Genomic DNA, 25849 nt, shown 5'->3' on the forward strand with positions numbered 1-25849 from the left:
CGTGAAAGCAAAATGGATGATACAAAGTCTGCTATTCACGATTGGAAGCGCGCTGCTGCTTGCCGTCATTACAAAGGCTGGAGGCCCGATATTCGAAAAAAGCAAGCTTGCTTCAGCCGCGACGTTTCTCTCGGAGAAACCGGTGGAATTAAGGGATGATAATCTCGTCGATGGCTTGTCCGAGCTTGATCTGCCTGTTCCGATCGCGAAGGTGGATTTGAACGGGGCGGTATTGTCCGTCGATCTGAAGGTTACGGAGGACCGGTTCGATAAAGGAGAGCTATACCGCGGTATCGCCGAGCTGATCTCATTCTCGTTTGAACGGACGACGAATATCGATCAATTATTGTTGCGCCTAGTCGCCGAAGACCGTTGGCTCGATAAAAGGTATTTGCTGCTGGCTGCGGATGTCCGCCGCGGAGAATGGCCGGAAAGTGCACTTTATGCATTGAGAACTACGGGAAATATGGAATTGCCGAGGGAACTTCGTGCCTGGTTCCGGGTCACGGAAACTCAACTCTGGAAGAGCGGAGTCAATTAGTTCTGTTTCGTGCGCTCCCCCTAAACATATGCTATAATAGACAAGATTGTGACATCTTCAAATTTTTAATACGGTTGTGGATGTCAGGAATAGCGGCTCGGAGGCAGAGGATGATACCTGATCGCATAACAGAATTGGCCAAAAAGTATGTCGAATACGACATGATTTCAACTCACACGGAGCTTCCGGAATTTCCGGTACCCCGTGTTCGTTTGCTTTATACGTTTTTAAACCATCGTGAGCATGATGCCGCCCGTTCAGCGGAAGCTTGCTCGCTTGCCGCTTTTCTCGTACAGCTCGGGCTGGACACCCATGATCGGATTGACGTTGGGGATACCAGGAGAGAAGAGAAGGCGATGCGCTCACGCCAATTAAAGGTACTGGCGGGCGATTATTTCAGCAGCGTGTTCTATGAACTGCTGGCCCAGAAGGATGAAATCGGTACGGTTTCAAGAATGAGCGCGGCGATCTGCGAAGTGAACCGGATCAAGGTGCGTCTTTACAACGGATTGAAAAGAATGCTATTGCCCGCAGAGGAGTACTTGAAGGAATGCGTCCACTTAAAGATGCCGCTATTCCTTTCTTTTTCCCATCAGTTGGACAAGTCGGTGCAAAACATTTGGAGATTGCTGCTGGCGGAGCTTAGCCGCTGCGAAGTAATGATGGATGAACTGAATTATTGCGCCGAGCCACCGGAGGAACGAAGAGGATATGCATATCTGCATATTTGGGAGACGGGAACCTCCGAAGACAAAGAGATGATTTCCGCCCGCAGAATCGGCGAAAGTGACTGGAACCGGCTTCTCGCCAAATACAAAATCAAGGAACAGCTGGCGTCCATGCTCCGCCAATCGGTGGACCGCGTGCAAAGTCTTGTTCCGGAATGCAAAGGTGACAAGATCCGCTCTGAAATTGCCGGTATTCTGGAACCGATGATCGCCGTCTTGTCCTCACATCGCCGTGCAATACAGGAAGGGTAAGGTGAAGGGTTGAACATGAGTAATCCGTCCTCCAAACCGAAGGAGCAGTTTGTGCATTCGGTATTCGAGAGCATCGCTCCCAAGTACGATATCATGAACGATATTTTGAGTTTCCGCCGTCATAAGGCATGGCGTAAATTTACAATGAAAAAGATGGATATGTCGCAGGGTGACACCGCGATCGATCTATGCTGCGGAACCTGCGACTGGACCATAAGCATGGCCCAAACGAGCGGAGGCAGCATTACCGGCCTGGATTTCAGCGAAGGCATGCTGGAAGTCGGGCGCAAGAAAATCGCCGAAAGCGGCATGGAGTCATCGATAAACCTGATCCAGGGGAACGCGATGGCATTGCCGTTCGAAGACAATACGTTCGAATATGCAACGATCGGTTTCGGGCTTAGAAACGTGCCGGATTTACGGCAGGTGCTGAACGAAATGAAGCGGGTCGTCAAACCGGGCGGCATGGTTGTCTGCCTGGAATTGTCCAAACCGACCTGGCAACCGTTTAAAGGCCTTTATTATTTTTATTTCAAGCATCTGTTGCCCATGCTCGGAAAATTGATCGCGAAGCGGTACGAACAATACAAATGGCTTCCGGATTCGCTTGTCCAGTTTCCGGGGCGTGAAGAACTCGCGCAAGTTTTCCGTGAAACCGGACTTATTCAAGTTGAAGCGTATCCTTTAACCGGCGGAATAGCCGCTTTACACATCGGAACGAAGGGGACGCCACATGTTTAGAAAAATAACGATCTTTCTGCAAATGATTAAATTTGAACATTCCGTATTTGCGTTACCTTTCGCTTTTATGGGTGCATTGCTCGGGTCCGTAGCGATTCATCACGAATTGCCTTCCTGGGCTCAAATCGGCTGGGTGTTAATGGCCATGATCGGAGCCCGCAGTGCGGCGATGGGACTTAACCGGCTGATCGACAGGGTCAGCGACGGCAAGAACCCGCGGACCGCTGGCCGGGCCATTCCTGCCGGTCTTTTGAAGATCGGCGAGGTAGTACTCTTCATTATCATTTCATTCGCCCTGTTGTTCTGGGCGGCCGCCGAACTCAATCCGCTGGCGATGAAGCTGCTTCCGATCGCGGTATTCATGCTTGTGCTCTATTCTTATACGAAACGCTTTACATGGCTTTGCCATATAGTGCTCGGGATCACGATTGCGCTGGCTCCGCTCGGCGGCTGGGTTGCCGTAGCGGGTAAAGTGGATGCGGCGGCAATGGTGCTTTTTGTGACGAATATTTTTTGGGTAGCTGGCTTCGATATTATTTATTCCTGCCAGGACGTGGAGTTTGACAAAAAAGAAGGCCTGTACTCGATTCCTGCCCGGTTTGGCGTGGCGAAATCGCTGCGGATCGCGCAGGTATTCCACATCCTTACCGCACTTGGTTATATAGCCATACTTCTTATGACGGACCTCGGCTGGTGGTATATTGCCGGCATGCTGATTTCATATCTCATTTTATTTTATGAACATTATATCGTTTCGCCCAGCGATCTCAGCAGACTTCAGACCGCTTTCTTTACGATGAACGGCGTCCTCAGCATCGTCGTGTTCTCGTTTACGCTGATCGATTTGGTGGTGCGGCATTCCTGATGAACGAAAACAAGAACAAGGCGCTGGTGGTCGGGATTACGGGGGCAAGCGGTTCAATTTACGGAGTGAAGCTGATTGAAACCCTGTTAAGCCAAGGCATTACGGTGCATCTTGTCATTTCGAATGCCGGCTGGCGGGTGATCAAGGAAGAATTAGGCTGGGAAGTCTCTGACCGTCAAGCGGTTTTGAAAGAGCATTTTCAAGGCTATCCGGGAGCGTACATTTATCATCCGGTCGGAGATATCGGAGCTTCCATCGCGAGCGGTTCTTTTTTGGTAGAAGGCATGGTAATTATGCCTTGCTCCATGGGGACGCTCTCATCGATAGCAAGTGGGTCTTCCGATAATCTGATGACACGGGCGGCGGACGTCATGTTGAAGGAGTCGCGACCGCTTGTGCTTGTTCCGCGGGAGACGCCGCTGCATGCGATTCATTTGGAAAATATGCTTAAACTGGCGAGGCTTGGAGTCCGGATGATTCCGGCCATGCCTGCGTTTTATTTTGGTCCGAGAGACATCGATGATTTGGTTGCTTTTTTAGTGGGTAAAGTACTGGACAACTTAAAAATCGAACATGCTCTCTTTACTAGATGGGGGGATCACAGTGAACAACCGGGAGAATGACGACATCCTCATCGGAAAAATAAAGTACACCAACGTTTGGCCTGTTTTTCATCATTTTAAGACGACGGAACTGTCGCGGCCGGCTCAACTTGTGACCGAGGTACCGTCCGTGCTCAACCGGAAAATGCTGAAGGGGGAACTCGATTTGTCGCCGGTGTCCTCCTTTGCTTTTGGATACGGGTCAGAGCGCTTCATGCTCCTGCCGGAGTTGTCCGTCAGCTCGGATGGTCCCGTAAACTCGATTTTGCTCTTTTCCCGCAAGCCGCCGGAACAAATCCGCGATGGCGTGATTGCACTTACGAACACGTCGGCGACTTCGGTAAACCTGTTGAAAATCATTATGGAAAAAGCATACGGCGGCAAACCGACGTATTGGGACAGCGAGCCGATTCTCGATGCTATGATGGAATCCAGCGACGCGGCGCTGCTGATTGGAGATCATGCCATTCAGGCTTCCTGGAGGGATCATGGTTATATCGTTACGGATTTGGGGGAAGTCTGGAAACAATGGACGGGTTATGGAATGACCTTCGCCGTGTGGGCCGTACAGAAGACGTTTGCCGAGGGAAATCCGGAGTTTCTTTCCAAGGCATGCGAGGCATTCGCTGCAAGTAAACGGCGCAGTTTGGAAGACTTAAATCCGCTGGTGGAGAAAGCCCTTCGCGAGATCGGCGGCACGTCCGATTATTGGCATCATTATTTCAAGAACTTATGTTATGATTTTAGTGAACAAAGGCAGAACGGACTGGCCTTATATTTTTCTTACGCCCATGAAATGGGACTTCTGCCGAATGAAGTTGTGATGGACATTTGGAGTGACAATAAGCTGATACGGGTGAAAGAATGAAATTAATGGATATTTTCGGCGCGCTGAAAAGGGATATGGACTTTATTGAACGGCAGTTGTACCGGAGCATCGAAGGCGATGATGAGCTGCTGAGCGAAACGTCATTGCATCTGCTGAAAGCGGGAGGAAAGAGACTGCGTCCCATTTTTGTGCTGCTGGGCGGCAAATTCGGCAATTATGATCTGGAAAAGCTGCAGCATGTCGCGGTTCCCCTGGAGCTCATCCACTCGGCTTCCCTCGTTCATGATGATGTGATCGACGACGCGGGCACACGCCGAGGCAAGCCGACGGTGAAAGCTAAATGGGACAACAAAGTCGCCATGTATACCGGCGATTATATCTATGCCAAAGCACTGATGCTCGCGACACAGCTGGAGAATCCCGAACCTCACCGGATACTGGCCAAGGCGATGGTACAGATGTCGGTGGGTGAGATGGAGCAGATCCGCGATTTTTTCAACACCGATCAGTCGGTACGCCACTATTTGCTGCGAATCCGCCGCAAGACGGCGCTGTTGATCGCGATCAGTTGCCAGTTGGGTGCTTTGGCTTCGGACGCCCCGGCCAAGGTCCACAACTTGCTTTACCGCTATGGCTATAATGTCGGGATGGCTTTTCAGATCCGCGACGACCTGCTCGACCTGTGCGGCACGGAGAAGAGTATCGGCAAGCCGCCGGGCAGTGATATGCGGCAGGGAAACATTACGTTGCCGGTAATCTACGCGCTGCAGGAGGAAGAACTTCGGGAACCGCTCTTGCAGGAGATAAATGCAATCCGGGCGGAAGGGTCTGAAGCTGATACATCCCGTGCGATCGGGATGATCTTATCGAGTTCCGGAATTGCACGGGCGGAGCAGCTCGCCGACCGCTTTATCGCCAAGGCGATGGAAGCGCTCGAATGCCTCCCGGAAAGCAAAACGAGAAATCATCTTAAAGAGATAGCTCAGTTTGTTAACAAGCGCTCTTATTAATTACGGTCAAACCTCTTTTTGAAGCTTATCAGCGTGACGTTTTTTTGGTAGAATACCGTTAATGCAGCCTTTACACTAAAGATGGAAGTTGTCTAAATCGGGAGGAAAACCATGGAACGTACTTTTTTAATGGTCAAACCGGACGGAGTGCAGCGCGGATTGATTGGCAGAATCGTCAGCCGGTTTGAAGACAAAGGATTCAAGCTTGCGGCAGGGAAGTTAGTGCAGGTTTCGGAAGAACAGGCCAAGAGACATTACGCGGAGCACGAGGGAAAACCGTTTTTTGACGAATTGGTCAGCTTTATTACATCCGGGCCTGTATTTGCCATGGTGTGGGAAGGGGACGACGTAATCACGCTATCGCGTATGGTTATCGGAAAAACCAAAGTGACCGAGGCCTTGCCCGGTACGATTCGCGGAGACTTTGCGGCCCACACGCCGTTTAATCTGATTCATGGTTCTGACGGACCGGAGAGCGCGGAGCGGGAAATAGCCAATTTCTTTGATCTTCATGAACTTGTCGATTACTCGAAGAGCATCTCCTCATGGATATGATCCGAGGCGGTGACGAGACCTCCTTGAACGGAGGTACAGCTTCTGCGGATCCCGATTATGCGGGGTTCATCGAAAGTATCAAAAAGAGCACGGGGATTGACTTGGCACAGTACAAGGAAGCTCAAATGAAGCGCCGTTTGACCACCCTCCGCAACAAAAACGGTTATTCCACTTTTGATGCTTTTTATAATGCGATGATGCTTAACAAGACGCTGTTTTATGAATTCCTTGATAAAATGACGATTAACGTATCCGAATTTTGGCGCAACCCGAACCGTTGGGAAGTGCTTCGAGATATCGTGTTGCCGGGCTTGTCCGCCGGAAAATCGCGCCTACGGGTCTGGAGTGCGGCCTGCTCTACCGGGGAGGAGCCGTACACGTTATCCATGATACTGGCGGATCAGGGTTTGCTGCAAAATACATATCTGCTTGCGACCGATATCGACGAAGGAGCTTTAGCCAAGGCGGCCGAGGGCCTCTACCTGGACCGTTCGTTGAAAGATGTGCCTTCCGACGTAGTAAAGCGCTATTTTACCCCGGATGGCGCCCGGTTCCTGTTTGATGCAAAATTGAAAAAAGCGGTAACATTTAAGAAGCAAAACCTGTTGCTGGATACCTTTGAAGAGGACTTTGATCTGATCGTTTGCCGAAATGTGATGATTTACTTTACCGAAGAGGCGAAGAACGCGCTCTATCATAAATTTGCCAAGGCGCTGCGCCCCGGCGGGATTCTCTTTGTCGGAAGCACGGAACAAATCTTCTCTCCGTCCCAATATGACCTGGAGCCGGCGGAAACATTCTTTTATCGTAAAAAAGCATAGCCGGTTGTATAATCCTCTCTTTGTTTCCCAATAATGATGGACAATAGAGTTAGGGAGGTCAGCTCAGCTATGGATAAAAGAAAGGTGATCGATGCTTACCGGCGCGGGTTCCTTACGTTACAGGAATGCGCCCAGGTTCTTGGTGTGGAGAAAACCCACATCGTAGATTTGTTGGAGCCGGCTCCAGCGGAGCATCATCAGCGGGACCCTCTGATGGATAACCAGCAAGCCACCAGCAATTCATAGGGCTGATTGAAAATGATATTTCTTTTACCATGATAAGTGCAATCGGACGCGCGGTTTCTTCTGTCACAAGGCTGAAGGAGCGGCGTGTTTTTTTTGCGGATTGGGGTTAACGGTCAGCATTTTTTTAAGATGTCGAAGCGGTAAGGCTTTCTTGTCAAAAGGTTGGTCGTATACTATAATGAGCAAAAGAATTATCGGATTTTAGCTCTTTACAGTTTAACAGTTTAAAGGGGGAACGCATCATGACATTACGTTATTTAACCGCCGGGGAAACGCATGGTCCCCAGCTTACAGCCATTATTGAAGGATTGCCCAGCAATTTGAAACTTGATTTTGAAACATTGAATTTCGAACTGGCCCGCCGCCAGAAAGGATACGGGAGAGGCCGGCGGATGCAGATCGAGAAGGACACGGCGGATATCGTCGGCGGCGTTCGTCATGGATATACGACTGGTGCTCCGGTAGCTCTTGTGGTAGCGAACAACGACTGGACGCACTGGCGCAACATTATGAACATTGAACCGATCGAAGGAACGGATGAGGAGAAACGCCGGGTTCACCGTCCGCGTCCGGGCCATGCCGATTTGAACGGCGGACTTAAGTACAATTTGAAGGATCTGCGCAATGTGCTGGAACGTTCGAGCGCGCGGGAAACAGCGGTTCGGGTTGCAGTCGGCGCCATTGCCAAACAGCTGTTGGAGAAATTCGGCATCAAAATAGCCGGGCAGGTCATCCGCATCGGGGAAATTGAGGCACCGCATCATGATTTGCCGCTTGATGAATTGGCGCGGATTACGGAAGAGTCCTCCGTCCGCGTCGTGGATCCCGAAACGGAAAAGAAGATGGAGGCCTATATCGACAGGATCAAGGAAGAAGGCGATTCCATCGGCGGCATCGTGGAATGCATCGTGGAAGGCGTGCCTGTCGGACTTGGCAGCCATGTGCAGTATGACCGCAAGCTCGATGGACGCATCGCCCAGGCTGTGATGTCGATTAATGCGTTCAAAGGCGTGGAGATCGGAATCGGATTTGAAGCCGGGAAACGGCCCGGTTCCCAGGTGCATGACGAGATTTTGTACAGTGAGGAAAAGGGATACCATCGCGCCAGCAACCGTCTCGGCGGATTCGAAGGCGGGATGACCAACGGGATGCCGATCGTGGTCCGCGGGGTCATGAAGCCGATCCCTACCTTGTATAAACCGCTGCAAAGCGTGGATATCGATACCAAGGAACCGTTTACGGCGCAGGTTGAACGTTCCGACGCTTGCGCGGTGCCGGCGGCCAGCGTGGTGCTGGAGCATGTCGTGGCTTGGGAAGTCGCCAAGGCGTTCCTGGAGAAATTCGGAGGCGATTCGATGGAAGAGATCGAACGCAATGTGCAAAGCTACTTGGCTCAACTGGAGAATTACTGATGCGGACGCTGCAGGTAGATTTGGGAGAACGTTCGTACCCGATTTATATCGGCGGCGGTCTGTTGGCTAAAGCCGGGAGTTATTTCGAAAATCATCAATTGAGCAAGAAAAGTCCTGTCCTTATCGTAACCGACGATCATGTGGCTCCGTTATATTTGAAGCAGGTGGAGGAGTCGCTGGAGAACAGCGGTTACCGGACGGTCAGCAAAGTTGTCAAGGCCGGGGAAAAATCGAAGTCGCTGGACGTGTTTGAAGATGTGATGACGACGGCGATCGAGGGCGGGCTGGACCGCCGTTCGGCGGTCGTGGCTCTCGGCGGAGGCGTCGTCGGCGATTTGGCGGGATTTGTAGCTGCGGCTTATATGCGCGGCGTTACCTTCGTGCAGATGCCCACAACCATTTTGGCCCACGACAGCAGCGTTGGAGGCAAGGTAGCCGTCAACCATCGTCTCGCAAAAAACATGATCGGCGCCTTTCATCAGCCGGAAATGGTTCTATATGATGTGGATACCTTGCAAACCCTTCCCGAGCGGGAAGTCCGAGCCGGTTTGGCGGAAATGGTCAAACACGGGCTGATCTGGGATGCGGAATTTGCCGATTGGTGCCGCGAACATACCTCCGAGCTGCTGGCGTTGGATGCGGATACGTTAGTATACGGGCTTACCAAAGGGTGCTCGATCAAAGCCCAGGTCGTTTCGGATGATGAAAGAGAGCTTGGTTTGCGGGCGATATTGAATTTGGGCCATACGCTGGGCCATGCGCTGGAGGCGATTGGCGGCTATGGCGAATTTTTGCACGGCGAGGCGATCTCGATCGGAATGGCCGCCGCTGCCCTGATTGCCGTCAACCGCGGCGCGGACCGCTCCCTGTATGAGGAAACGGTGTCATTGCTCTCGGGCTTCGGGCTTCCGATTGTGATGCCGAAGCATTTGGATGAAGAGCAAATCGTCAGTGCGATGATGCATGATAAGAAATTCAAGGAACAAAAACTTGTCTTTATTCTGCCGCTTAGCATCGGCAAAGTCGAGATTGTTTCGGATGTGACGGTAGACGAAGTTCGCCGGGTCATCAGAGATCTGAAAGAGGAGGAGCAGCATGTATAACCGGGGAATCCGGGGTGCCACAACGGTAGCCCGCAATGAAGAAGCGGAAATTCTGGAAGCGACGGCCGCGCTTTTGAAGCAAGTCGTCGAACGGAATGAAATCGAACCTGAAGATATCTGCAGTGTATGGATTACCGTCACGCCTGATCTGGACGCGACATTTCCGGCTCGCGCGATTCGTGTCCTGAACGGATGGGACATGGTTCCGCTAATGTGTTCTACGGAAATCCCCGTGAAAGGCGGTCTTCCGAAATGCATTCGCCTGCTTATTCAGGTCAATACGAACAAAGGCCAGCGCGAAATGAAGCATGTTTATCTTAACGAAGCCCAGGCTTTGCGTCCGGATTTAAGCATTTCAGGTTCCTAGAAGACAGGGGATCGAAATCGGGAGTTGCCAAAGCGGATATCATAAGGTATAGTATTTTTAAGATTTTAGGCAAGTGATTTTCGGGATCGGCAGGAGTGTCGGTCGGAGTCGGTTGCCCTAGTGAGATTTAGAGCCGAGCAGAGCATAGCTGAGATGAGCAGAGTTGAGCCGAGAGATGGCCTGGCGGGATTTTTCGAGCCGGCATTAGCGGTTGGAAGCATTCGATTGCAGGATAATGGGTAAGAGGTAGGGCGTTGATCTGCCTTCTTAACCGTCGTGGCATGGTATGGGTATGGCGCGATTTCCTGATGTTGTCTTGCTTTGGATTACCGTTAACGGGACATCGCCGATAATAACTTCCTGCAAATAAAGCAAACCTCTACTTCGGTGGAGGTTTTTTTGTTGTTATAGACGTGAATGGATCGTTCAATAGATAACTCGAAAAAGGAAGTGAGCTATTATGACAACCCCGCAAGTTGAACAGGTGATCGCGATGGCGAAGGACTACAATCTGATTCCCATCGTCCGGACGCTGCTCGCCGATCTGGAAACTCCGATCCGCATTTTCCGCCGGATTGCCCAGCGGGAACGGGCATTTTTGCTGGAAAGCGTAGAGGGAGGCATCCAATGGGCAAGATACTCCTTCATCGGCATGGACCCGTTTCTGATGATGACGGCCAAGAAGGGCGAGGTTGTCATGGAACGCCAGGGTGTGAGGGAAACGGTAAAGTCGGCAAGACCCGTCGATGATTTGAAGGCGGTCCTGCGGAGTTATCGCAGTCCCGAGCTGCCGGAAATGCCGCCGTTTACCGGCGGGGCGATCGGCTTTTTCGGATATGACTTGCTGCAATATTACGAAAAGCTGCCATCCCACCGCGTAGACGATTTGGGCATGCAGGATATGCAGTTTATGTTCTGCGACCAGGTCATTGTGTTCGACCATATCAAGCAGCGGATTTTGCTGGTAGCTAACGTGCACATCAAGGAGGGGGACCGGGACGAAGATATCCGCAGGGCTTACGCCCAGGCGGAGCGAAAGCTGGATGAAGCGGCGGACCTGCTGCAACAGGAAGGGCCGGGTGAAAGCTTTAACCGCAGACCGCTTCCCGGGAATGTGGAGCTCGGCAAGATCGAGTCGAATTTGAGTAAGGAACAGTTTATTGCCAACGTGGAAAAAGGAAAAGAGTATATCCGCGCGGGGGACATTTTTCAGGTAGTGCTATCCCAACGTTTTCATATCGAAACCGAGGTAGATCCGCTGCATGTATACCGGGTACTCCGGACGATGAATCCTTCCCCTTATATGTACTATCTCAAAATGGATGATGAAATTATCGTCGGCACCTCCCCCGAAGCACTGGTGAAGGTGGAGGGCAACCGGGTGGAGACCCGGCCGATCGCCGGTACCCGGCCGCGGGGAGCGACGGCGGAGGAAGACCATGCGCTGGAAGCGGAACTGCTAAAGGACGAGAAGGAGCGGGCTGAGCATCTTATGCTGGTGGATCTGGGTCGCAACGATCTTGGGCGGGTATCGGAATTCGGTACGGTAAAATGCGATTCTTACATGGAAATCGAACGTTACTCGCACGTGATGCATATGGTTTCGAAAGTATCCGGCAAGCTGTCGGCCGACAAGGATTTCTTTGACGCTTTTCTGTCCTGTTTACCAGCCGGAACGGTATCCGGAGCGCCTAAACTGCGGGCGATGGAGATCATCGCGGAACTCGAGAATGAAGCGCGCGGCACATATGCCGGTGCGATCGGATATTTGGGCTTTTCCGGCAATATGGATTCCTGCATCACGATCCGGACGATCGTGTTCAAACACGGTAAAGCCTACGTCCAGGCGGGCGGAGGCATCGTGTGGGATTCTCTTCCTGAGAACGAATACCAGGAATCGGTCAATAAAGCGAAAGCGCTGCTGACCGCGATCCGGACGGCGGAGATGATGTTTCCGCCCCAACCGAAAGCCGAAGATTTCATTAATCAGGATTATCTTTACGAATATACCCCGAGAGGTTAAAAGAAAGGAGAAGGGCGATGAACGGACAGGAAACGGTACAAAGCGGAATCGGACGGTTGATTGAAGGACAGGATTTGAGTCGGCAGGAGGCTCGCAGTATTATGGAGGCGATCATGGGCGGCGAATCTACGCCCGCCCAAATCGGCGGACTGTTGACGGCACTTCGGATCAAAGGGGAAACCGTGGATGAAATTACCGGGTTTGCGGAAGCGATGCGGATGCATGGCAGCCGGATGACCACGGAAACGCAGCAACTGCTGGATACATGCGGCACGGGCGGATCGGGCATCCATAAATTTAACATCTCGACGACATCGGCAATCGTAGCCGCCTCGGTATCGGTGCGGGTGGCGAAACACGGAAACCGGTCGGCCTCGGGGCGGGCAGGCAGCGCCGATGTGTTGGAATCACTGGGCGTGAACATCCAGCTGAGTGCCGAGCAAGCCAAACGCTGCCTTGACGACATCGGTATCTGTTTCCTGTTTGCGCAGTTGTATCACCCTTCGATGCGCCATGCGGCCGCACCGCGGAAAGAGCTCGGCGTCAGAACGGTATTTAACATGCTTGGCCCGCTGACAAATCCGGCTGGTGCGGATCGCCAAGTACTGGGCATTTACGACGGAAGCAAAACGGAAACGATCGCCCGGGTACTCCGTGAACTGGGTTCCAAGCGGGCACTGGTCGTAAATAGCGCGGAAGGACTGGATGAGATCAGTATCTCATCGCCCACCCGCGTGTCCGAACTGAAAAACGGCGAAGTGTTAACCTATGAACTGACACCGGAACAATTGGGACTCCGAAGCTATTCGCTCACGGAGATGATGGGCGGGGATCCGGTCATGAATGCTCACATTATCCGCCGTGTGCTTCAAGGGGAACAAGGGGCCTACCGCGAGGTGGTACTGGCCAATGCGGGAGCTTGCATTTATGTCTCGGGCCTTGCGGACAGCATCCGTGAAGGAGTGATCATCGCCGCGGAATCCATCGATTCCGGTAAGGCGTATGCTAAACTGGAACAGCTTATCCAAACAACGGGGGAACTAAGTTATGTATCTTGATAAAATCGTAGAGACGAAAAAACAGGAAGTTGCACGGCTGGCTGCAGGTTTCTCGCTGGCCGATGCGGAGCGGAAAATTTCGGCGATGGCACCGACCCGTGGATTCCATCAGGCATTGACGGTGCGGCGCAAACGCGAACTGGGTTTGATCGCCGAAGTGAAGAAGGCGTCGCCGTCCAAAGGTCTGATCCGCCCGGATTTTCATCCGGTCAAGATTGCCGAAAGTTATGCGGCGGCAGGAACGGACTGCATATCCGTATTGACGGACGAACAATACTTTCAGGGCAGCGCGACTTATTTGACGGAGATTTCCGCGGCGGTCCATGTCCCGTTGCTTCGCAAGGACTTCATTATAGACGAGCGGCAAATTTATGAGGCACGGTTAATCGGGGCGGATGCCGTGTTGCTCATCGCCGCGATTTTGAGCGATGTCCAACTGAGGAACTATTTGGACGCGGCCGCCGCGATTGGCCTGGATGTGCTCCTGGAGGTGCACGACCGGGAGGAACTGGAGCGGGCGCTGGCTCTCGGAGATGCCAAATTGATCGGCATCAACAACCGGAATTTGCGCACGTTCGAGACTTCGCTAGAGACGACCGCCGCACTGGCTGAGCTTGTGCCTCCTGATATCACTCTGATCAGCGAAAGCGGAATTCGGAATAGGGAAGATATTGATTATTTACTGGCGTCAAAAGCCAAAGGCGTGCTGATCGGCGAGACGTTTATGCGGAATGAGCATGTGGATGAGGGGATTCATGAGCTGATGGGACCGGTAAACCGCGGTTTCCTGAAGTCAGATCCCGAAGGGAGCCTGTCTAACCATGGGTGAAACGGCGTTAAAAATTTGTGGACTTCAAAGCGTTGAAGTGCTAAAATCTATGATAAACTTGCCGATTGATTATATCGGATTTGTTTTTGCCAGAAGTAAGCGACAGATCAGCGGATCCCGTGCGGCAGAATTGGCCGCTGTCCTGAAAACATGGCAAAGCGGAGTGATCCCGGAAAGCGTCGGCGTGTTCGTGAACCCTTCCCTGGAAGAGCTTGGTGATATTCTATCCGTCACACCGCTGGATGTTGTCCAGCTGCATGGCGTTGAAGCCCCGGAATTTTGCCGGCAAGTCAAGGAACGGTATGGAGTGAAAATTTTCAAAGCCTTTTCTGTGCAACAAGATGGAAACCTGCATGGGGACCTGGCTTTTGAGACATATGACGGTGTGATCGACGGGCTGCTGCTCGATACTTATGATCCGCATTATGGCGGAGGCTCCGGCGTAGCGTTCGCCTGGAATCAGGCGGTGCCATATCAGCGCTGGGCCAAGCAACGCGGAATTCTCTTTTTCGCTGCCGGCGGACTCCATCCGGGCAATGTGGAACAACTGATTTCGGTGATGTCCCCCGACGGTGTCGACGTTTCCAGCGGCATAGAGAGTGACGGAATCAAGGATCTGACCAAGATCGCAGCATTTGTGGAGAGGGTGAAGGGGAGCATGACACAGAAAAAACAAGTACCGGACGAACATGGCCGCTTTGGTCCTTTCGGAGGCCGCTATGTCCCGGAAACATTGATGAACGCTTTGTTGGAACTGGAGGCATCGTACCGCCGGTTTCAGGATGATCCCGAATTTCAGGCGGAAATCGATTATTTGCTGAAGCAGTATTCCGGACGGGAAACGCCGCTTTACTATGCGGAGCGGTTAACCGAATATCTGGGAGGCGCCAAGATTTATCTGAAGCGCGAGGACCTGAATCATACCGGAGCTCATAAAATCAACAACGCCATCGGTCAGGGGATCTTGGCCAAACGGATGGGTAAACAGAAGGTTATCGCCGAGACCGGAGCGGGTCAGCATGGCGTGGCCACGGCCACGGTTGCCGCCTTGCTCGGTTTGGAATGCAAGGTATTCATGGGCGAAGAGGATACGAAGCGGCAGCAGCTCAACGTATTCCGGATGAAGCTGCTCGGCGCGGAGGTAGTGCCTGTACTGTCGGGCACACGCACCCTGAAGGATGCCTGTAACGAGGCGCTTCGCTATTGGGTCAGCAATGTGCATGACACCTTCTACATTCTCGGCTCCGCGACAGGGCCGCATCCGTATCCGATGATGGTTCGCAATTTCCAGCGGATTATCGGCGACGAAACGCGCCGGCAAATCCTGGAGGCGGAAGGGCGGTTGCCGGATATGCTGATCGCCGCCGTCGGCGGGGGCAGCAACGCGATCGGCATGTTCTATCCGTTCGTGGAGGATACTTCCGTGCAGCTGGTCGGCGTGGAAGCCGCCGGCAGAGGCGTGGAAACGGAGTTCCACGCGGCAACCATGACCAAGGGAACGAAGGGCGTGTTCCAAGGTTCGATGAGTTATTTGCTCCAGGACGCTTTCGGCCAGGTACTGCCGGCCCATTCGATTTCGGCAGGTCTGGATTATCCGGGAATCGGGCCGGAGCACTCCTATTTGAAAGACATTCAACGGGCCAAGTACTATCCGATTACCGACAGGGAAGCTCTGGATGCCTTGCAATTGCTTAGCCGCCGGGAAGGGATTATCCCAGCCCTGGAATCCGCGCATGCCGTCGCCCAGGCCCTCAAGCTAGCGCCGGAGATGAGCAAAGACGATTTGATCGTGATCTGTCTTTCCGGGCGCGGCGATAAAGACGTGGAGTCGATTATGGCCTATACGGAAGGGGGTGCCGAACTATGAACGGAACATCCGTGAATTTGATGGAGCAGACGTTTGCGAAACTTCGATTGGAGGGACAAACAGCACTGATTCCTTTTATAACCGTCGGCGACCCTGATCTGGAGACCACGCTCGATATTATCGTGGAACTGGAGCGGGCCGGAGCCGATATACTCGAGCTGGGCGTGCCTTATTCCGATCCGTTGGCCGACGGTCCGGTTATTCAACGGGCTTCGGAGCGGGCCCTGGTTACCCAAATCTCCGTAGAAACCTGTATTGATACGGCACGGAAAGCTAGAGAACGAGGCGTAAAGATGCCGTTCGTGTTGTTCACCTATTATAATCCGGTGCTGCAAACCGGTCTTGAGCGGTTCTTCGGACTTTTGCAGGACGCTGGTGTCAGCGGGGTCATAATTCCGGACTTGCCTTATGAAGAGTCGGAAGAGGTATTGAAGCAGGCCGACAGAGCCAACATTATGCTTGTCCCGCTAGTAGCTCCCACGTCCAGCAGCCGCATCTCGATGATCCTGTCCCGGGCGAGAGGATTTGTCTACTGCGTTTCATCTTTGGGAGTAACCGGAGAGCGGAGCGCTTTTCACCAGCATGTGAATGAGTTCATTCAATCGGTAAAGTCACAGACCGATCTGCCCGTCGCCGTAGGCTTCGGCATCTCCAGCAGGGAACAGGCCGAACGGTTCTCGAAGATTTGCGACGGCGTCGTCGTCGGCAGCGCAATCGTGCGGAAAATCGAAGAGAGCTTGCCGCTGCTGGAAAAGATAGAAACGAAGGAACAGGGATTGTTGCAAATCCGTGACTTTGTGGCACAATTAAAGATAAAAAAATAACCGGTCGGGCGTGAACCCGATCGGCATGGACCGAGGGAGGAAATAAGCATGTTACCTAAACCCCATATCGTAAATCTTCCGGTGTACCAGCCGGGAAAACCGATAGAAGAAGTGAAGCGCGAACTTGGACTACAGGAAGTCATCAAGCTCGCTTCCAATGAAAACCCGTATGGTTGTTCTCCTCGCGTACGCGCGGCCATCGAATCGGAATTGGCTAACATCAGCCTATATCCGGACGGCAGCGCCGCGGAGTTGACCGAAGTGCTTGCGGGTCACCATGGGGTCAACCGGGATCAGGTTATTTTCGGCTGCGGTTCCGACGAAATTATCGCTTTGATCGCCCGTGCGTTCTTTTTGCCTGGAGACGAAACCGTAATGGCGGATGCCACGTTTTCCGTTTACAAGAGCAATGCCGATATCGAAGGTGCGGTGAGCATCGAGGTTCCGCTCCTGGAAGGCACACATGATTTGAATGCCATGCTGGGCAAGATCGGCGTAAAAACGAAGGTCGTTTGGGTATGCAATCCGAACAACCCGACGGGAACTATCGTTTCCGACCGTGAATTGAAGTCCTTTTTGGACCGGGTGCCGGACCATGTTTTGGTCGTTCTCGATGAAGCTTATGCGGAATATGTCACCGATCCGGAATATTCGGACGGGATCAAGCTGTTGTCCAATTATCCCAACCTGATTGTATTGCGGACGTTCTCGAAGATCTACGGTCTTGCGTCTCTTCGGATCGGCTACGGTATCGGGCAGCCGGACGTGATCAAGCTGATCAACCAGGTACGCGAGCCGTTTAATACTTCCCGGATTGGTCAGGCTGCCGCCAAGGCTTCGGTAACCGATCACGGGTTTGTAGCCGACTGCCGGACCAAAAACCGGGATGGCATTCTTTATTTGAATGAACAGTTCGACCGTCTGCAGTTGCCATATTTTCCGGCACACGGAAATTTCATTATGGTTGATGTTAAGACTTCGGCTGTGGAGATGTTCCAATCGCTGCTCAAGCTGGGCGTCATCGTCAGAGCCGGGTTTTCGAAATACCCGAATCATATCCGGGTTACCATCGGTTCGTCCGACCAGAACGCCAAGTTTATCGCTGCACTGGAGAATGTGTTATCCGAGCAAGGCGCACGTGTATAAATTCATTACTTATAAATCAGAAATCGAGTGAAAAATTATGACGATTAAAGTTGCGATTTTCGGGGTGGGGCTGATCGGCGGATCGCTCGCTTTATGCCTTAAGGGAAAGCCGGACATTACGGTGATCGGCCATAGCCCTCGCCCCGGTTCCCTGAGCCGGATGATTGAACGCGGGGTCGTGGACGCCGCGACGCTTTCCATGGAGGAGGCGGCGCAAGATGCAGACTTCATTTTTTTATGCGTGCCGGTCGGGAACCTGGAAGAGTATCTGGAAAAACTTTATGCCATGCCTTTGAAGCCGGGCTGCATTATCACCGATGTCGGAAGCACCAAAGCTTCGGTCGCGGCACGGGCCAGAAGCTTTTCGCTTCCGGGCGTGCATTTTATCGGCGGCCATCCGATGGCCGGCTCCGAACGTTCGGGCGTGGACGCCGCTTCCACGTTGCTGTTCGAAAATGCCTATTACGTGCTAACGCCATCCCCGGATGTGCCCGAGGAAGCTTATTCCCGATTGGAAAAGCTGCTAGCCTATACGCGGGCCCAAATCGTCCGGATCGATCCGGTCATGCACGATCAAATCGTCGGGGCAATCAGTCATCTGCCGCATATTATCGCGGTGGCGCTTGTGAATCAAGTGTGCGATTACAATGGCAATAATGAGCTATACCGGACGCTGGCCGCCGGCGGGTTCCGCGACATCACCCGCATCGCTTCCAGCGACCCGCTGATTTGGAGAGATATTCTTCTTAGCAACCGGGAAGTACTATTGTCCTTGCTCCGGGACTGGAATGCCGAGATCGGCAGCTTTATCGGTTTGCTTGAAGGTCAAGATGGCGAAGGCATCAAACAGGCCTTCGAAAAAGCCAACCTGTTCCGCGGCGAGTTGCCGGAACGGAGAAAGGGAGCGATCACTTCCTTGTTCGATCTGTATATCGATGTACCGGATACGCCGGGAATTATCGGACAGATCGCCACGGAGCTCGGCGTTCGCCATATCAACTTGAGCAATATGCAAATTATCGAAAGCCGGGAGGATGTCCCCGGCGTACTCAGGCTATCGTTTCGGCAGGAAGCCGATATGGAGCGGGCCAAAGACCATTTGCACTCGCTTGGATATTCCGTTTACGTTTAATTTCGCGGGGCCGAAAGGCCCCGTATTTCGCGAAATGAAAACGCTTATAAAAAAGTGTTGACAGAATGAAAACGTATACATATAATAAAAGTACAGTATGGTTTCTCTCCACTCCTATCCAATATCTTTTGCTCGGTAGTGAGCAAAGACCGCTTCTTACGAAGCGGTTTTTTTTTGCGTTTTTATGGACATTTCGTTTCTTCACAGGACTCGTCTCGATATAGTAGGTAAAACCTGCTATCATACATAATAGCGAACATCCAAATCATGGATAAATTCAGGTATCAAAAGGAGATTCAATGAACGACCCGATACATATTTTAGTTGCTGAAGATGACGGCGACATCAACCGATTGCTGTGCAGCATTATTAAGAAAAGCGGTTATAATCCCCAGCCCGCCTATTCCGGAACGGAAGCGCTTCTCTATCTGGAGCAGCGTAAATGGAGCATGCTGTTGCTGGACTTGATGCTGCCCGGCATGACGGGCGAGGAATTGCTCCAGCGGATTGACGGACGGGACGACATGCCGGTGATTATCATTTCGGCCAAAGGCGAACCCCAAACCAAGGTGTCCGCCTTGCGCGGTGGAGCGAATGATTTTATTACGAAGCCGTTCGACGTCGAGGAAGTATCTGCACGAATCGATTCGCATTTACGATTGTACGCGCGGATCGCGCAACCGGCTTTACCTAACGTGCTTCGGCATAAAGGACTTGTACTTGATCAAGATGCACTGTCGGTTACTGCAGACGGGGCAGAACTGTCGCTTACGTCTCGAGAGTTTGAAATCCTTTCGTTATTTTTGTCGGCACCGAAGAAGGTGTTTACGAAATCCAATTTGTACGAAAGGGTTTGGAATGAACCCTTCTACGGAGACGACAACACGGTTAACGTCCATATGAGCAATTTGCGCAGCAAGCTGGCTAAGGCCGCTCCAGGAAGTGAATTTATCGAGACGGTATGGGGCATGGGCTATCGGCTCAAGCCTTAAGACTTTCTTAAGATTTGGCTTAAGCTCTTCTTATGTATTAGCTTCTATACTTGGTCTATCAAGAAAAGGAGGCCAAGACGACGATGCAAGAGTATGTTTTGAAAACCAATCAGATATCCAAAAAATTTAAAGGCCATACGGCTTTGGACAAAGTCAATTTGTCTATTCGCAAAGGATCCATTTATGGCTTTATCGGGCAAAATGGGGCCGGAAAATCAACTTTGATCCGCATGGTGACCGGACTTGCTTTTCCGACTGAAGGGACGATCGAGCTGTTCGGCGCGAGCGATGAACGGGCTTTGAATCAGGCACGTAAGCGGATCGGCTCGATGATTGAGAGCCCTGCCTTGTTTCCCCATATGACCGCCAGTGAGAATCTGGAAGCGAACCGGATTCTGCGCGGCATCCCCGGCAAAGATTGCGTTCCAAGGATGCTGAAGCAGGTCGGACTGCAGGAGGTTGGCACGAAGAAAGCGAAAAATTTCTCGCTCGGAATGAAGCAGCGGCTAGGTCTTGCGATCGCTTTACTCGGGGATCCGGAGTTCCTGATCCTGGACGAGCCGACCAATGGGTTGGATCCGATGGGCGTCATCGAAATGCGCGAACTGCTCAAACGGCTGAACCGCGAGTTGGGGATTACCATCATGATCTCAAGTCATATTCTTACCGAGCTGCATTTGATGGCAAGCCATTACGGCATTATTCATCGCGGTGTGTTGCTGGAACAGCTCACTGCCGAAGAATTGGACAACAAGTGCCAGCAGTACGTGTTAATCAAGGTGGATAATCCCGACAGGGCAACAGCCGTTATTCAGAACGAACTGGGCACGGCCGATTTCGAAGTGATGCAGGATGGGGCCATCAAGTTATACAGCCGCATTGAGCAGCCGGGCAAATTATCGTCGTTGCTTTTCTCCGCAGGCTTGGAAATTGAGAAGTTTATGCCCATGGGCGAAGATTTGGAGAGTTACTTCACGAAGCGGATCGGGGGTAACCTTCATGTATAATCTGATCAGAGTCGAGTTTTTCAAGCTCCGCAAAAATAGATCGTTTTGGACGCTGCTGATCGCACTTTCCGTTCTTTCGCTCGCGTATCCTCTGTTGTATTATTTTGATCATCGTTCCAGTGGAGAGCCTCAGTTCATGGGTGTCGAATTTTTATTTACTTTTATTTCGAGCAATGCCTATGTCATTAAATTCGGTGTAGCGGTTCTGGCCGGATTCTTCATCTCTAACGAATATTCTACAGGTGTCATGAAGACGATCGCCTCTTCGGGCAACACCAGAGGGCGACTGTTTGCGGCAAAGCTGATCGTATTCGCAGTCGGAGCGATGGCGATTTCTCTAGTTTTTCCTATCGTCAGTACGGTCGAAGTCACGCTGCTTTCGGGCTTTGGTCACCTGCCGGACGGGATCACCGCGTTATTCATACCCCGAGCGCTCGGGTTGACGTTATTGTACACGGCAGCTTACGCGGCTATCGGGGCACTGTTCACCGTAATTCTTACCGATAGCGGCAAAACGATCGGTTTCTCGATGATTTTCTTTCTTATGATCGATATGGTGTTAGCTGGCATAGGTTCAAAGATATCGTTCGTTGCTACTTTATACGATTATTCTATTTTCAAACTGATGGGCGATATCGTCAAACCTAGCATCGACAGTGGAGATTTACCGGCGCTCCTGCTAGTGCCGTTATTGACGATTGTTGTATCCGGAATGCTTGGTATTCTTGTGTTCCGCAGAAAGGAAATTAAATAACAGATGGGAGGGCGGGAGAATGCTGTTTATTCTGACGATCATATCGGTTGCGACGGCGGTTCTCCTGCTTGTCCGTCAATGGATGTTAAGGCGGGAGTTAGGGCGGATGACGGAGCAATTGCGCCGCCACAATGATCTGACAACCGGTAAAAAAATCGACGTGGCTCTGTTCGACTCGAAGCTTGAGGGGCTTGCCGGGCAAATCAATCGTCAGTCCAATTTATTAATCGAAGCGGAAGCCCATCGAAAACGTATCGAAAATGAATTTCGGCAGGCGGTTGCGAACATTTCCCATGATATTCGAACTCCGTTAACCTCTATCTTCGGGTATATTCAACTGTTGGAAGCGGCGTCCACTACGCCTGAGGAGAAGCTCCAACACATCTCTATCGTCAAAAATCGGACGAAGCGCTTGCAGGCGCTGTTGAACGATTTTTTCGAGCTTTCCGTGATTGAATCGCTGGATTATCCACTCAAAACCGAAAAACTCGGGATGACTGCTCTACTCACGGACATTCTGGTCGGGTTTTACGATTCGTTCAACGAACGAGATATCATACCGGACATACGGTTGCCTGACGAAAATATATCCGTATACGCCGACGAATCGGCAGTTCGGAGAGTTGTTGAAAATTTGCTGGTCAATACGGTCAAGCATGCGACCGGGCAGGTGGTAATCATTTTTGAGCGGCAGCGGGAAACGGTGGCCTTGACGATTGTAAACGAGGCGAAGGAATTAGCCGGAAGCGACGTTAGTCTCTTGTTTGACCGGTTCTACACCGCAGACCGTAACCGATCCGCTCAAGCATCCGGGCTTGGCCTTTCCATCGCCAAAAGTCTGATGAACAAAATGGGCGGTACGCTTACAGCCGAGATGAACGACGGGAAACTGACGATGACCTGCCGCTGGAAACTGGGTTTTGAGGCGCCGATTTAGAATTCCGGAAGGCTCCTTGGATTTTAATCCAAGGAGCCTTGTTCGCCAGGCGGCCTCCTGGCGTTATTTTCGCCTGATCATTGGAAAAATCCAATAAGCGATACCGACGCACCATAGTCATCCTTCTCTACCTGCAAATTAGAATGTCCGTACGGAATGGTTTACAATAGACAGAAGATAATATTTTCGGCGGGAGGTTGAACATATGGATTTGGGCTTGCAGCATAAAAAGGCGGTTGTTACGGGCGGAAGCAAGGGAATCGGATTGGCTGCGGCGTTAACGCTGGCTTCCGAAGGAGTGCAAGTGGCCATTGTGGCTCGGGGTGAGGAGAATTTGAAGCAGGCGGCGAAGTTGATTCAGGAAAAAACGGGCAGCTCTCCGATTTGGATTTCCGCGGACGTGTCGGTCCGGGAAGAAGCGGAGCGGGCAGTCGGGCTCGCGGCGGAGCAGCTTGGCGGCCTGGATATTCTCATTAATAATGCCGGAACTTCGGCGGCCCATCCATTTCCGGAAGTGGGCCCTGACGCCTGGACGGCGGATCTTGATTTAAAGCTGTTCGGCGCGGTTCATTTCTCCCGCGCGGCGTTGCCCTATTTGCGCGAAGCTGATGGAGGAGGGGCGATCGTGAATGTGACGGCGATCGGCGGCAAAGCGCCGGGAGCGTCGTCACTGCCGACTTCCGTAAGCCGTGCAGCCGGCCTCGCCCTGACCAAAGCGATGAGCAAGGATTTGGCCGGTGACGGCATTCGGGTTAACGCGGTATGCATCGGACTTATCCATAGCGACCAGATCGAGCGGAAATGGAAATCCGCGGCTCCCGAGCTGAGCTGGGAAGAGTTCGCGCGCGATCCGCGGCACGGGATTCCGCTGGGCAGGATCGGAGAAGCGCAGGAGGCCGCGAATGCCATCGTTTTTCTGGTTTCGGAAGCAGCATCCTATATTACCGGAACTTCCATAAATATCGATGGCGGGAAATCCGCCGTATTATAAAATAAAACGTCATGCGCTTCCGGAGGATTCGATCCGGCATGCGGCATAAAGGCTGACAAACGCAGGAGGAACGTTAATGAACATTGGCGCAATTGAAGCCGGCGGTACCAAGATGGTATGCGGCATAGGAACCGAACGCGGGGAAATTTTGGACCGGGTCAGTTTTCCAACTACCCGGCCTGAGGAGACGATGGCTCGTATCCTAGAATATTTTCAGGATAAAACCGTAAGTTCCATCGGTATCGGCAGTTTTGGCCCGATCAATCTGGATCCCTTGAGCCCCTCTTACGGGCACATTACAACGACGCCAAAGCCAGGCTGGGCGAACTGCGATTTTTTAGGGATCATGAAGCGCGAATTTGATCTGCCTTACGGTTGGGATACGGATGTGAACGCGGCTGCATTGGGAGAAGCGGCCTGGGGAGCGGCAAAAGGTCTGGACAGTTGTGTTTATTACACGATCGGAACCGGGATCGGCGTAGGCATTGTGGCGGAAGGAAAAGCGATCCACGGACTGGTCCATCCCGAAGGGGGACATATCCCGGTGCGGCGTCATCCGGAGGATTCTTATCAAGGAAACTGTCCTTATCATCAGGACTGTCTGGAGGGAATGGCTGCGGGACCGGCGCTGGAGCGGCGGTGGGGAGTACCGGGCAAAGAGCTGACGGACGGTCATCCGGCCTGGGCGATGGAAGCATATTATATCGGCCAGGCCGTTACCACCACGGTGTTGACGCTTTCCCCGAAAAAAGTGATTTTGGGCGGCGGAGTCATGGGACAAAAACAGTTGTTTCCGTTGATACATGCCGAGGTACGGCGGAACCTCCAGGGCTATGTCAGCGCACCGGAATTGGGCGACGACATAGCGAATTACATTGTCCCGCCGGGTCTTGGTGACGACGCCGGACTGAAAGGGGCGCTTGTCCTGGGGCTGAATGCTTTAAAGGATGCGCAGGTTAGATAAAATACAGGCCGTACATATACGGGAGCGGAAATGCCGTCAGCCCATTCACTTCTTTCTGGCGTACAGGGCTTTGCGGATCAAATAATAGCGAACAAAGTTCGGCGGTACCGTCAATAGGGAAGATTCTCCCCTCGGCAGTACGCAGTTCAAACCGTTCATCCGTAAAGAATGAAATGACCGGCTTGTCCGGTTTTCCGCCATCCAGACCGGCTTGACGAACCAGGGCCGCGGCATCGGCGATCAGTACGGTTCCGGCATTGCTCCGGGCTTCCGGTTGAATCCCGGCCGCTTGCAATAGCCCGGAAACCGCGGTATCCTGCCAAGGTAAAATGGCTGTTAGCACATCCAGGGAATAGCCGGAAAACGCATCGGCGATCAAATTCATTACGGCTTCCGGTTCTCCGGCCCATTCCAGCATCTGGCCGCTGCGTTGATGGCCGTCGGACAAGGATGCCGGTATCGCAAACACAGCGGCAGCGGCGATGTCTCCTTCCGGAGATTCGGCGATTTTGATATGCTGCTGTAGTCCCGAAACACCGGCGAACGGTGCGGATCCCACGAACTGCTGCAGTTCCTGAATGCTCCATTCAATCGAGCCGTTTTTTTGCGACAGCAGTTCATGCAGCGCAAAAATATCTTCCGCGCTCATATCGCGGTTATTTAATTTTATACTTGATCCGGCAAGCGATTGCGCTGCCTGCAGCTCAATCTGATATTTATCCGCCTGTCCGAATGCCAAGCTGCCCGCTCGGGTATATAGCGAACGGTCGCCCGAAATGAACAACAGGGAGGCACCCACTCGCCGGGCGTGCTCACGACACTGCTTGAGCAATTCCCCGGCGAGGCCTAATCCGCGAAATTGGGGCTCGGTGCAAACGGCTCCTACGGAAAAAGATATTAGCCTGGCAGAACCGGACACGATTACAAGCGGAACCAGACCCATGAACGAAACGAGGCGGCCTTCTCCGTCAAAGGCCCCGTAGGAATGGCTTATTCCAGCCTGAAACAAGGTGGGGAAAAAGGTTCCCATATCTCTTTGACTATCGCCGCAAAATACCGCATTAGCCAAAGCAACGGCTTGATTTAGCTCACTTTTTTTGACTCTTCTGATTTCCATGTCTCATCTTCCTTTTCGGCAGGTTGTCCTCCTAATCATATATCAGAGCGTTGGCGATGGAAAATGCGAGGCAGGAATATTTTTCTAAAATTTTAGATTCACCGATCCTTATCGATGGGTAGTGTAAAGCATGGAC

The 25849-nt window shown here is 52.3% G+C and carries 27 protein-coding genes and 1 pseudogene; 27 read left to right on the forward strand and 1 reads right to left on the reverse strand.

The genetic code is table 11. The features are described 5' to 3' along the window. Window position 1 precedes the first annotated feature (1 nt). The 27 genes and pseudogenes from ACLB09_RS03460 to ACLB09_RS03590 all read left to right on the forward strand — a co-directional run bounded on the left by ACLB09_RS03460 (window position 2) and on the right by ACLB09_RS03590 (window position 24596). The gene (locus ACLB09_RS03460) at window positions 2-541 is read left to right on the forward strand and encodes a hypothetical protein (RefSeq protein WP_410768351.1); all 540 of its coding nucleotides are present in this window, start codon (window positions 2-4) and stop codon (window positions 539-541) included. Between the two features lie 110 nt (window positions 542-651). Then, on the forward strand, window positions 652-1521 hold the full coding sequence (locus ACLB09_RS03465) for a heptaprenyl diphosphate synthase component 1 (RefSeq protein ID WP_410768352.1): 870 nt from the start codon (window positions 652-654) through the stop codon (window positions 1519-1521). A 15-nt stretch (window positions 1522-1536) separates the two neighbouring features. Further along, on the forward strand, window positions 1537-2262 hold the full coding sequence (locus ACLB09_RS03470; protein WP_410768353.1) for a demethylmenaquinone methyltransferase: 726 nt from the start codon (window positions 1537-1539) through the stop codon (window positions 2260-2262). Next, entirely contained in the window at window positions 2255-3127 is an 873-nt protein-coding gene (locus ACLB09_RS03475) for a UbiA-like polyprenyltransferase (protein WP_410768354.1), read from the forward strand. Before ACLB09_RS03470 ends, ACLB09_RS03475 begins: the two co-directional genes overlap by 8 nt. Next, window positions 3127-3750: a UbiX family flavin prenyltransferase gene (locus ACLB09_RS03480; RefSeq protein WP_410768355.1), complete on the forward strand. Its 624-nt coding sequence runs from the start codon at window positions 3127-3129 to the stop codon at window positions 3748-3750. Before ACLB09_RS03475 ends, ACLB09_RS03480 begins: the two co-directional genes overlap by 1 nt. Further along, a complete protein-coding gene (locus ACLB09_RS03485; RefSeq protein ID WP_410768356.1) occupies window positions 3701-4597 on the forward strand; it encodes a menaquinone biosynthesis protein in 897 nt (298 codons plus the stop codon). The genes ACLB09_RS03480 and ACLB09_RS03485 overlap by 50 nt, the downstream gene beginning before the upstream one ends. Next, a complete protein-coding gene (locus ACLB09_RS03490; RefSeq protein WP_410768357.1) occupies window positions 4594-5568 on the forward strand; it encodes a polyprenyl synthetase family protein in 975 nt (324 codons plus the stop codon). The genes ACLB09_RS03485 and ACLB09_RS03490 overlap by 4 nt, the downstream gene beginning before the upstream one ends. 111 nt (window positions 5569-5679) lie before the next feature. Next, entirely contained in the window at window positions 5680-6123 is a 444-nt protein-coding gene (gene ndk / locus ACLB09_RS03495; protein ID WP_410768358.1) for a nucleoside-diphosphate kinase, read from the forward strand. Then, the gene (locus ACLB09_RS03500) at window positions 6120-6944 is read left to right on the forward strand and encodes a CheR family methyltransferase (RefSeq protein ID WP_410768989.1); all 825 of its coding nucleotides are present in this window, start codon (window positions 6120-6122) and stop codon (window positions 6942-6944) included. Before ndk ends, ACLB09_RS03500 begins: the two co-directional genes overlap by 4 nt. A gap of 69 nt (window positions 6945-7013) precedes the next feature. Continuing rightward, the gene (locus ACLB09_RS03505; protein ID WP_410768359.1) at window positions 7014-7190 is read left to right on the forward strand and encodes a hypothetical protein; all 177 of its coding nucleotides are present in this window, start codon (window positions 7014-7016) and stop codon (window positions 7188-7190) included. A gap of 242 nt (window positions 7191-7432) precedes the next feature. After that, entirely contained in the window at window positions 7433-8602 is a 1170-nt protein-coding gene (gene aroC / locus ACLB09_RS03510) for a chorismate synthase (RefSeq protein ID WP_410768360.1), read from the forward strand. Continuing rightward, entirely contained in the window at window positions 8602-9705 is a 1104-nt protein-coding gene (gene aroB / locus ACLB09_RS03515) for a 3-dehydroquinate synthase (protein ID WP_410768361.1), read from the forward strand. The genes aroC and aroB overlap by 1 nt, the downstream gene beginning before the upstream one ends. Then, window positions 9698-10072, forward strand: coding sequence for a chorismate mutase (aroH, locus tag ACLB09_RS03520; RefSeq protein ID WP_410768362.1), 375 nt, complete (start codon window positions 9698-9700; stop codon window positions 10070-10072). Before aroB ends, aroH begins: the two co-directional genes overlap by 8 nt. 460 nt (window positions 10073-10532) lie before the next feature. Beyond that, window positions 10533-12095, forward strand: coding sequence for an anthranilate synthase component I (trpE, locus tag ACLB09_RS03525; protein ID WP_410768363.1), 1563 nt, complete (start codon window positions 10533-10535; stop codon window positions 12093-12095). Window positions 12096-12112: 17 nt separating this feature from the next. Next, complete coding sequence (gene trpD, locus ACLB09_RS03530) at window positions 12113-13153, forward strand: anthranilate phosphoribosyltransferase (RefSeq protein WP_410768364.1); 1041 nt, start codon at window positions 12113-12115, stop codon at window positions 13151-13153. After that, window positions 13143-13982 carry an indole-3-glycerol phosphate synthase TrpC gene (gene trpC, locus ACLB09_RS03535; protein WP_410768365.1) on the forward strand — a complete coding sequence of 280 codons (840 nt, stop codon included), beginning with the start codon at window positions 13143-13145 and terminating at the stop codon, window positions 13980-13982. Before trpD ends, trpC begins: the two co-directional genes overlap by 11 nt. Continuing rightward, a pseudogene (locus tag ACLB09_RS03540) lies at window positions 13975-14613 on the forward strand (phosphoribosylanthranilate isomerase); the annotation flags it as partial. The gene trpC and the pseudogene ACLB09_RS03540, both read left to right, overlap by 8 nt. Before the next feature lie 27 nt (window positions 14614-14640). Further along, window positions 14641-15849 carry a tryptophan synthase subunit beta gene (gene trpB, locus ACLB09_RS03545; protein ID WP_410768990.1) on the forward strand — a complete coding sequence of 403 codons (1209 nt, stop codon included), beginning with the start codon at window positions 14641-14643 and terminating at the stop codon, window positions 15847-15849. Then, entirely contained in the window at window positions 15846-16673 is an 828-nt protein-coding gene (gene trpA / locus ACLB09_RS03550; RefSeq protein ID WP_410768366.1) for a tryptophan synthase subunit alpha, read from the forward strand. Before trpB ends, trpA begins: the two co-directional genes overlap by 4 nt. 48 nt (window positions 16674-16721) lie before the next feature. Then, a complete protein-coding gene (hisC, locus tag ACLB09_RS03555; protein WP_410768367.1) occupies window positions 16722-17819 on the forward strand; it encodes a histidinol-phosphate transaminase in 1098 nt (365 codons plus the stop codon). Between the two features lie 37 nt (window positions 17820-17856). Next, complete coding sequence (locus ACLB09_RS03560; RefSeq protein ID WP_410768368.1) at window positions 17857-18951, forward strand: prephenate dehydrogenase; 1095 nt, start codon at window positions 17857-17859, stop codon at window positions 18949-18951. Between the two features lie 299 nt (window positions 18952-19250). Further along, window positions 19251-19943 (forward strand): response regulator transcription factor, encoded by a 693-nt coding sequence (locus ACLB09_RS03565; protein WP_410768369.1) that lies wholly within the window; start codon window positions 19251-19253, stop codon window positions 19941-19943. Window positions 19944-20026: 83 nt separating this feature from the next. Further along, on the forward strand, window positions 20027-20950 hold the full coding sequence (locus ACLB09_RS03570) for an ABC transporter ATP-binding protein (RefSeq protein ID WP_410768370.1): 924 nt from the start codon (window positions 20027-20029) through the stop codon (window positions 20948-20950). After that, the gene (locus tag ACLB09_RS03575) at window positions 20943-21704 is read left to right on the forward strand and encodes an ABC transporter permease (protein ID WP_410768371.1); all 762 of its coding nucleotides are present in this window, start codon (window positions 20943-20945) and stop codon (window positions 21702-21704) included. Before ACLB09_RS03570 ends, ACLB09_RS03575 begins: the two co-directional genes overlap by 8 nt. A gap of 19 nt (window positions 21705-21723) precedes the next feature. After that, on the forward strand, window positions 21724-22641 hold the full coding sequence (locus ACLB09_RS03580; RefSeq protein ID WP_410768372.1) for a sensor histidine kinase: 918 nt from the start codon (window positions 21724-21726) through the stop codon (window positions 22639-22641). A 205-nt stretch (window positions 22642-22846) separates the two neighbouring features. Beyond that, entirely contained in the window at window positions 22847-23632 is a 786-nt protein-coding gene (locus ACLB09_RS03585; protein ID WP_410768373.1) for an SDR family NAD(P)-dependent oxidoreductase, read from the forward strand. A gap of 76 nt (window positions 23633-23708) precedes the next feature. Further along, complete coding sequence (locus ACLB09_RS03590) at window positions 23709-24596, forward strand: ROK family protein (RefSeq protein WP_410768374.1); 888 nt, start codon at window positions 23709-23711, stop codon at window positions 24594-24596. Here the strand turns inward: ACLB09_RS03590 and ACLB09_RS03595 are convergent. Then, window positions 24589-25713 carry a GNAT family N-acetyltransferase gene (locus tag ACLB09_RS03595; protein WP_410768375.1) on the reverse strand — a complete coding sequence of 375 codons (1125 nt, stop codon included), beginning with the start codon at window positions 25711-25713 and terminating at the stop codon, window positions 24589-24591. The genes ACLB09_RS03590 and ACLB09_RS03595 overlap by 8 nt on opposite strands. Window positions 25714-25849 lie beyond the last annotated feature (136 nt).

The organism is Fontibacillus forbon (assembly GCF_046559655.1).
GTDB lineage: Bacteria > Bacillota > Bacilli > Paenibacillales > Paenibacillaceae > Fontibacillus.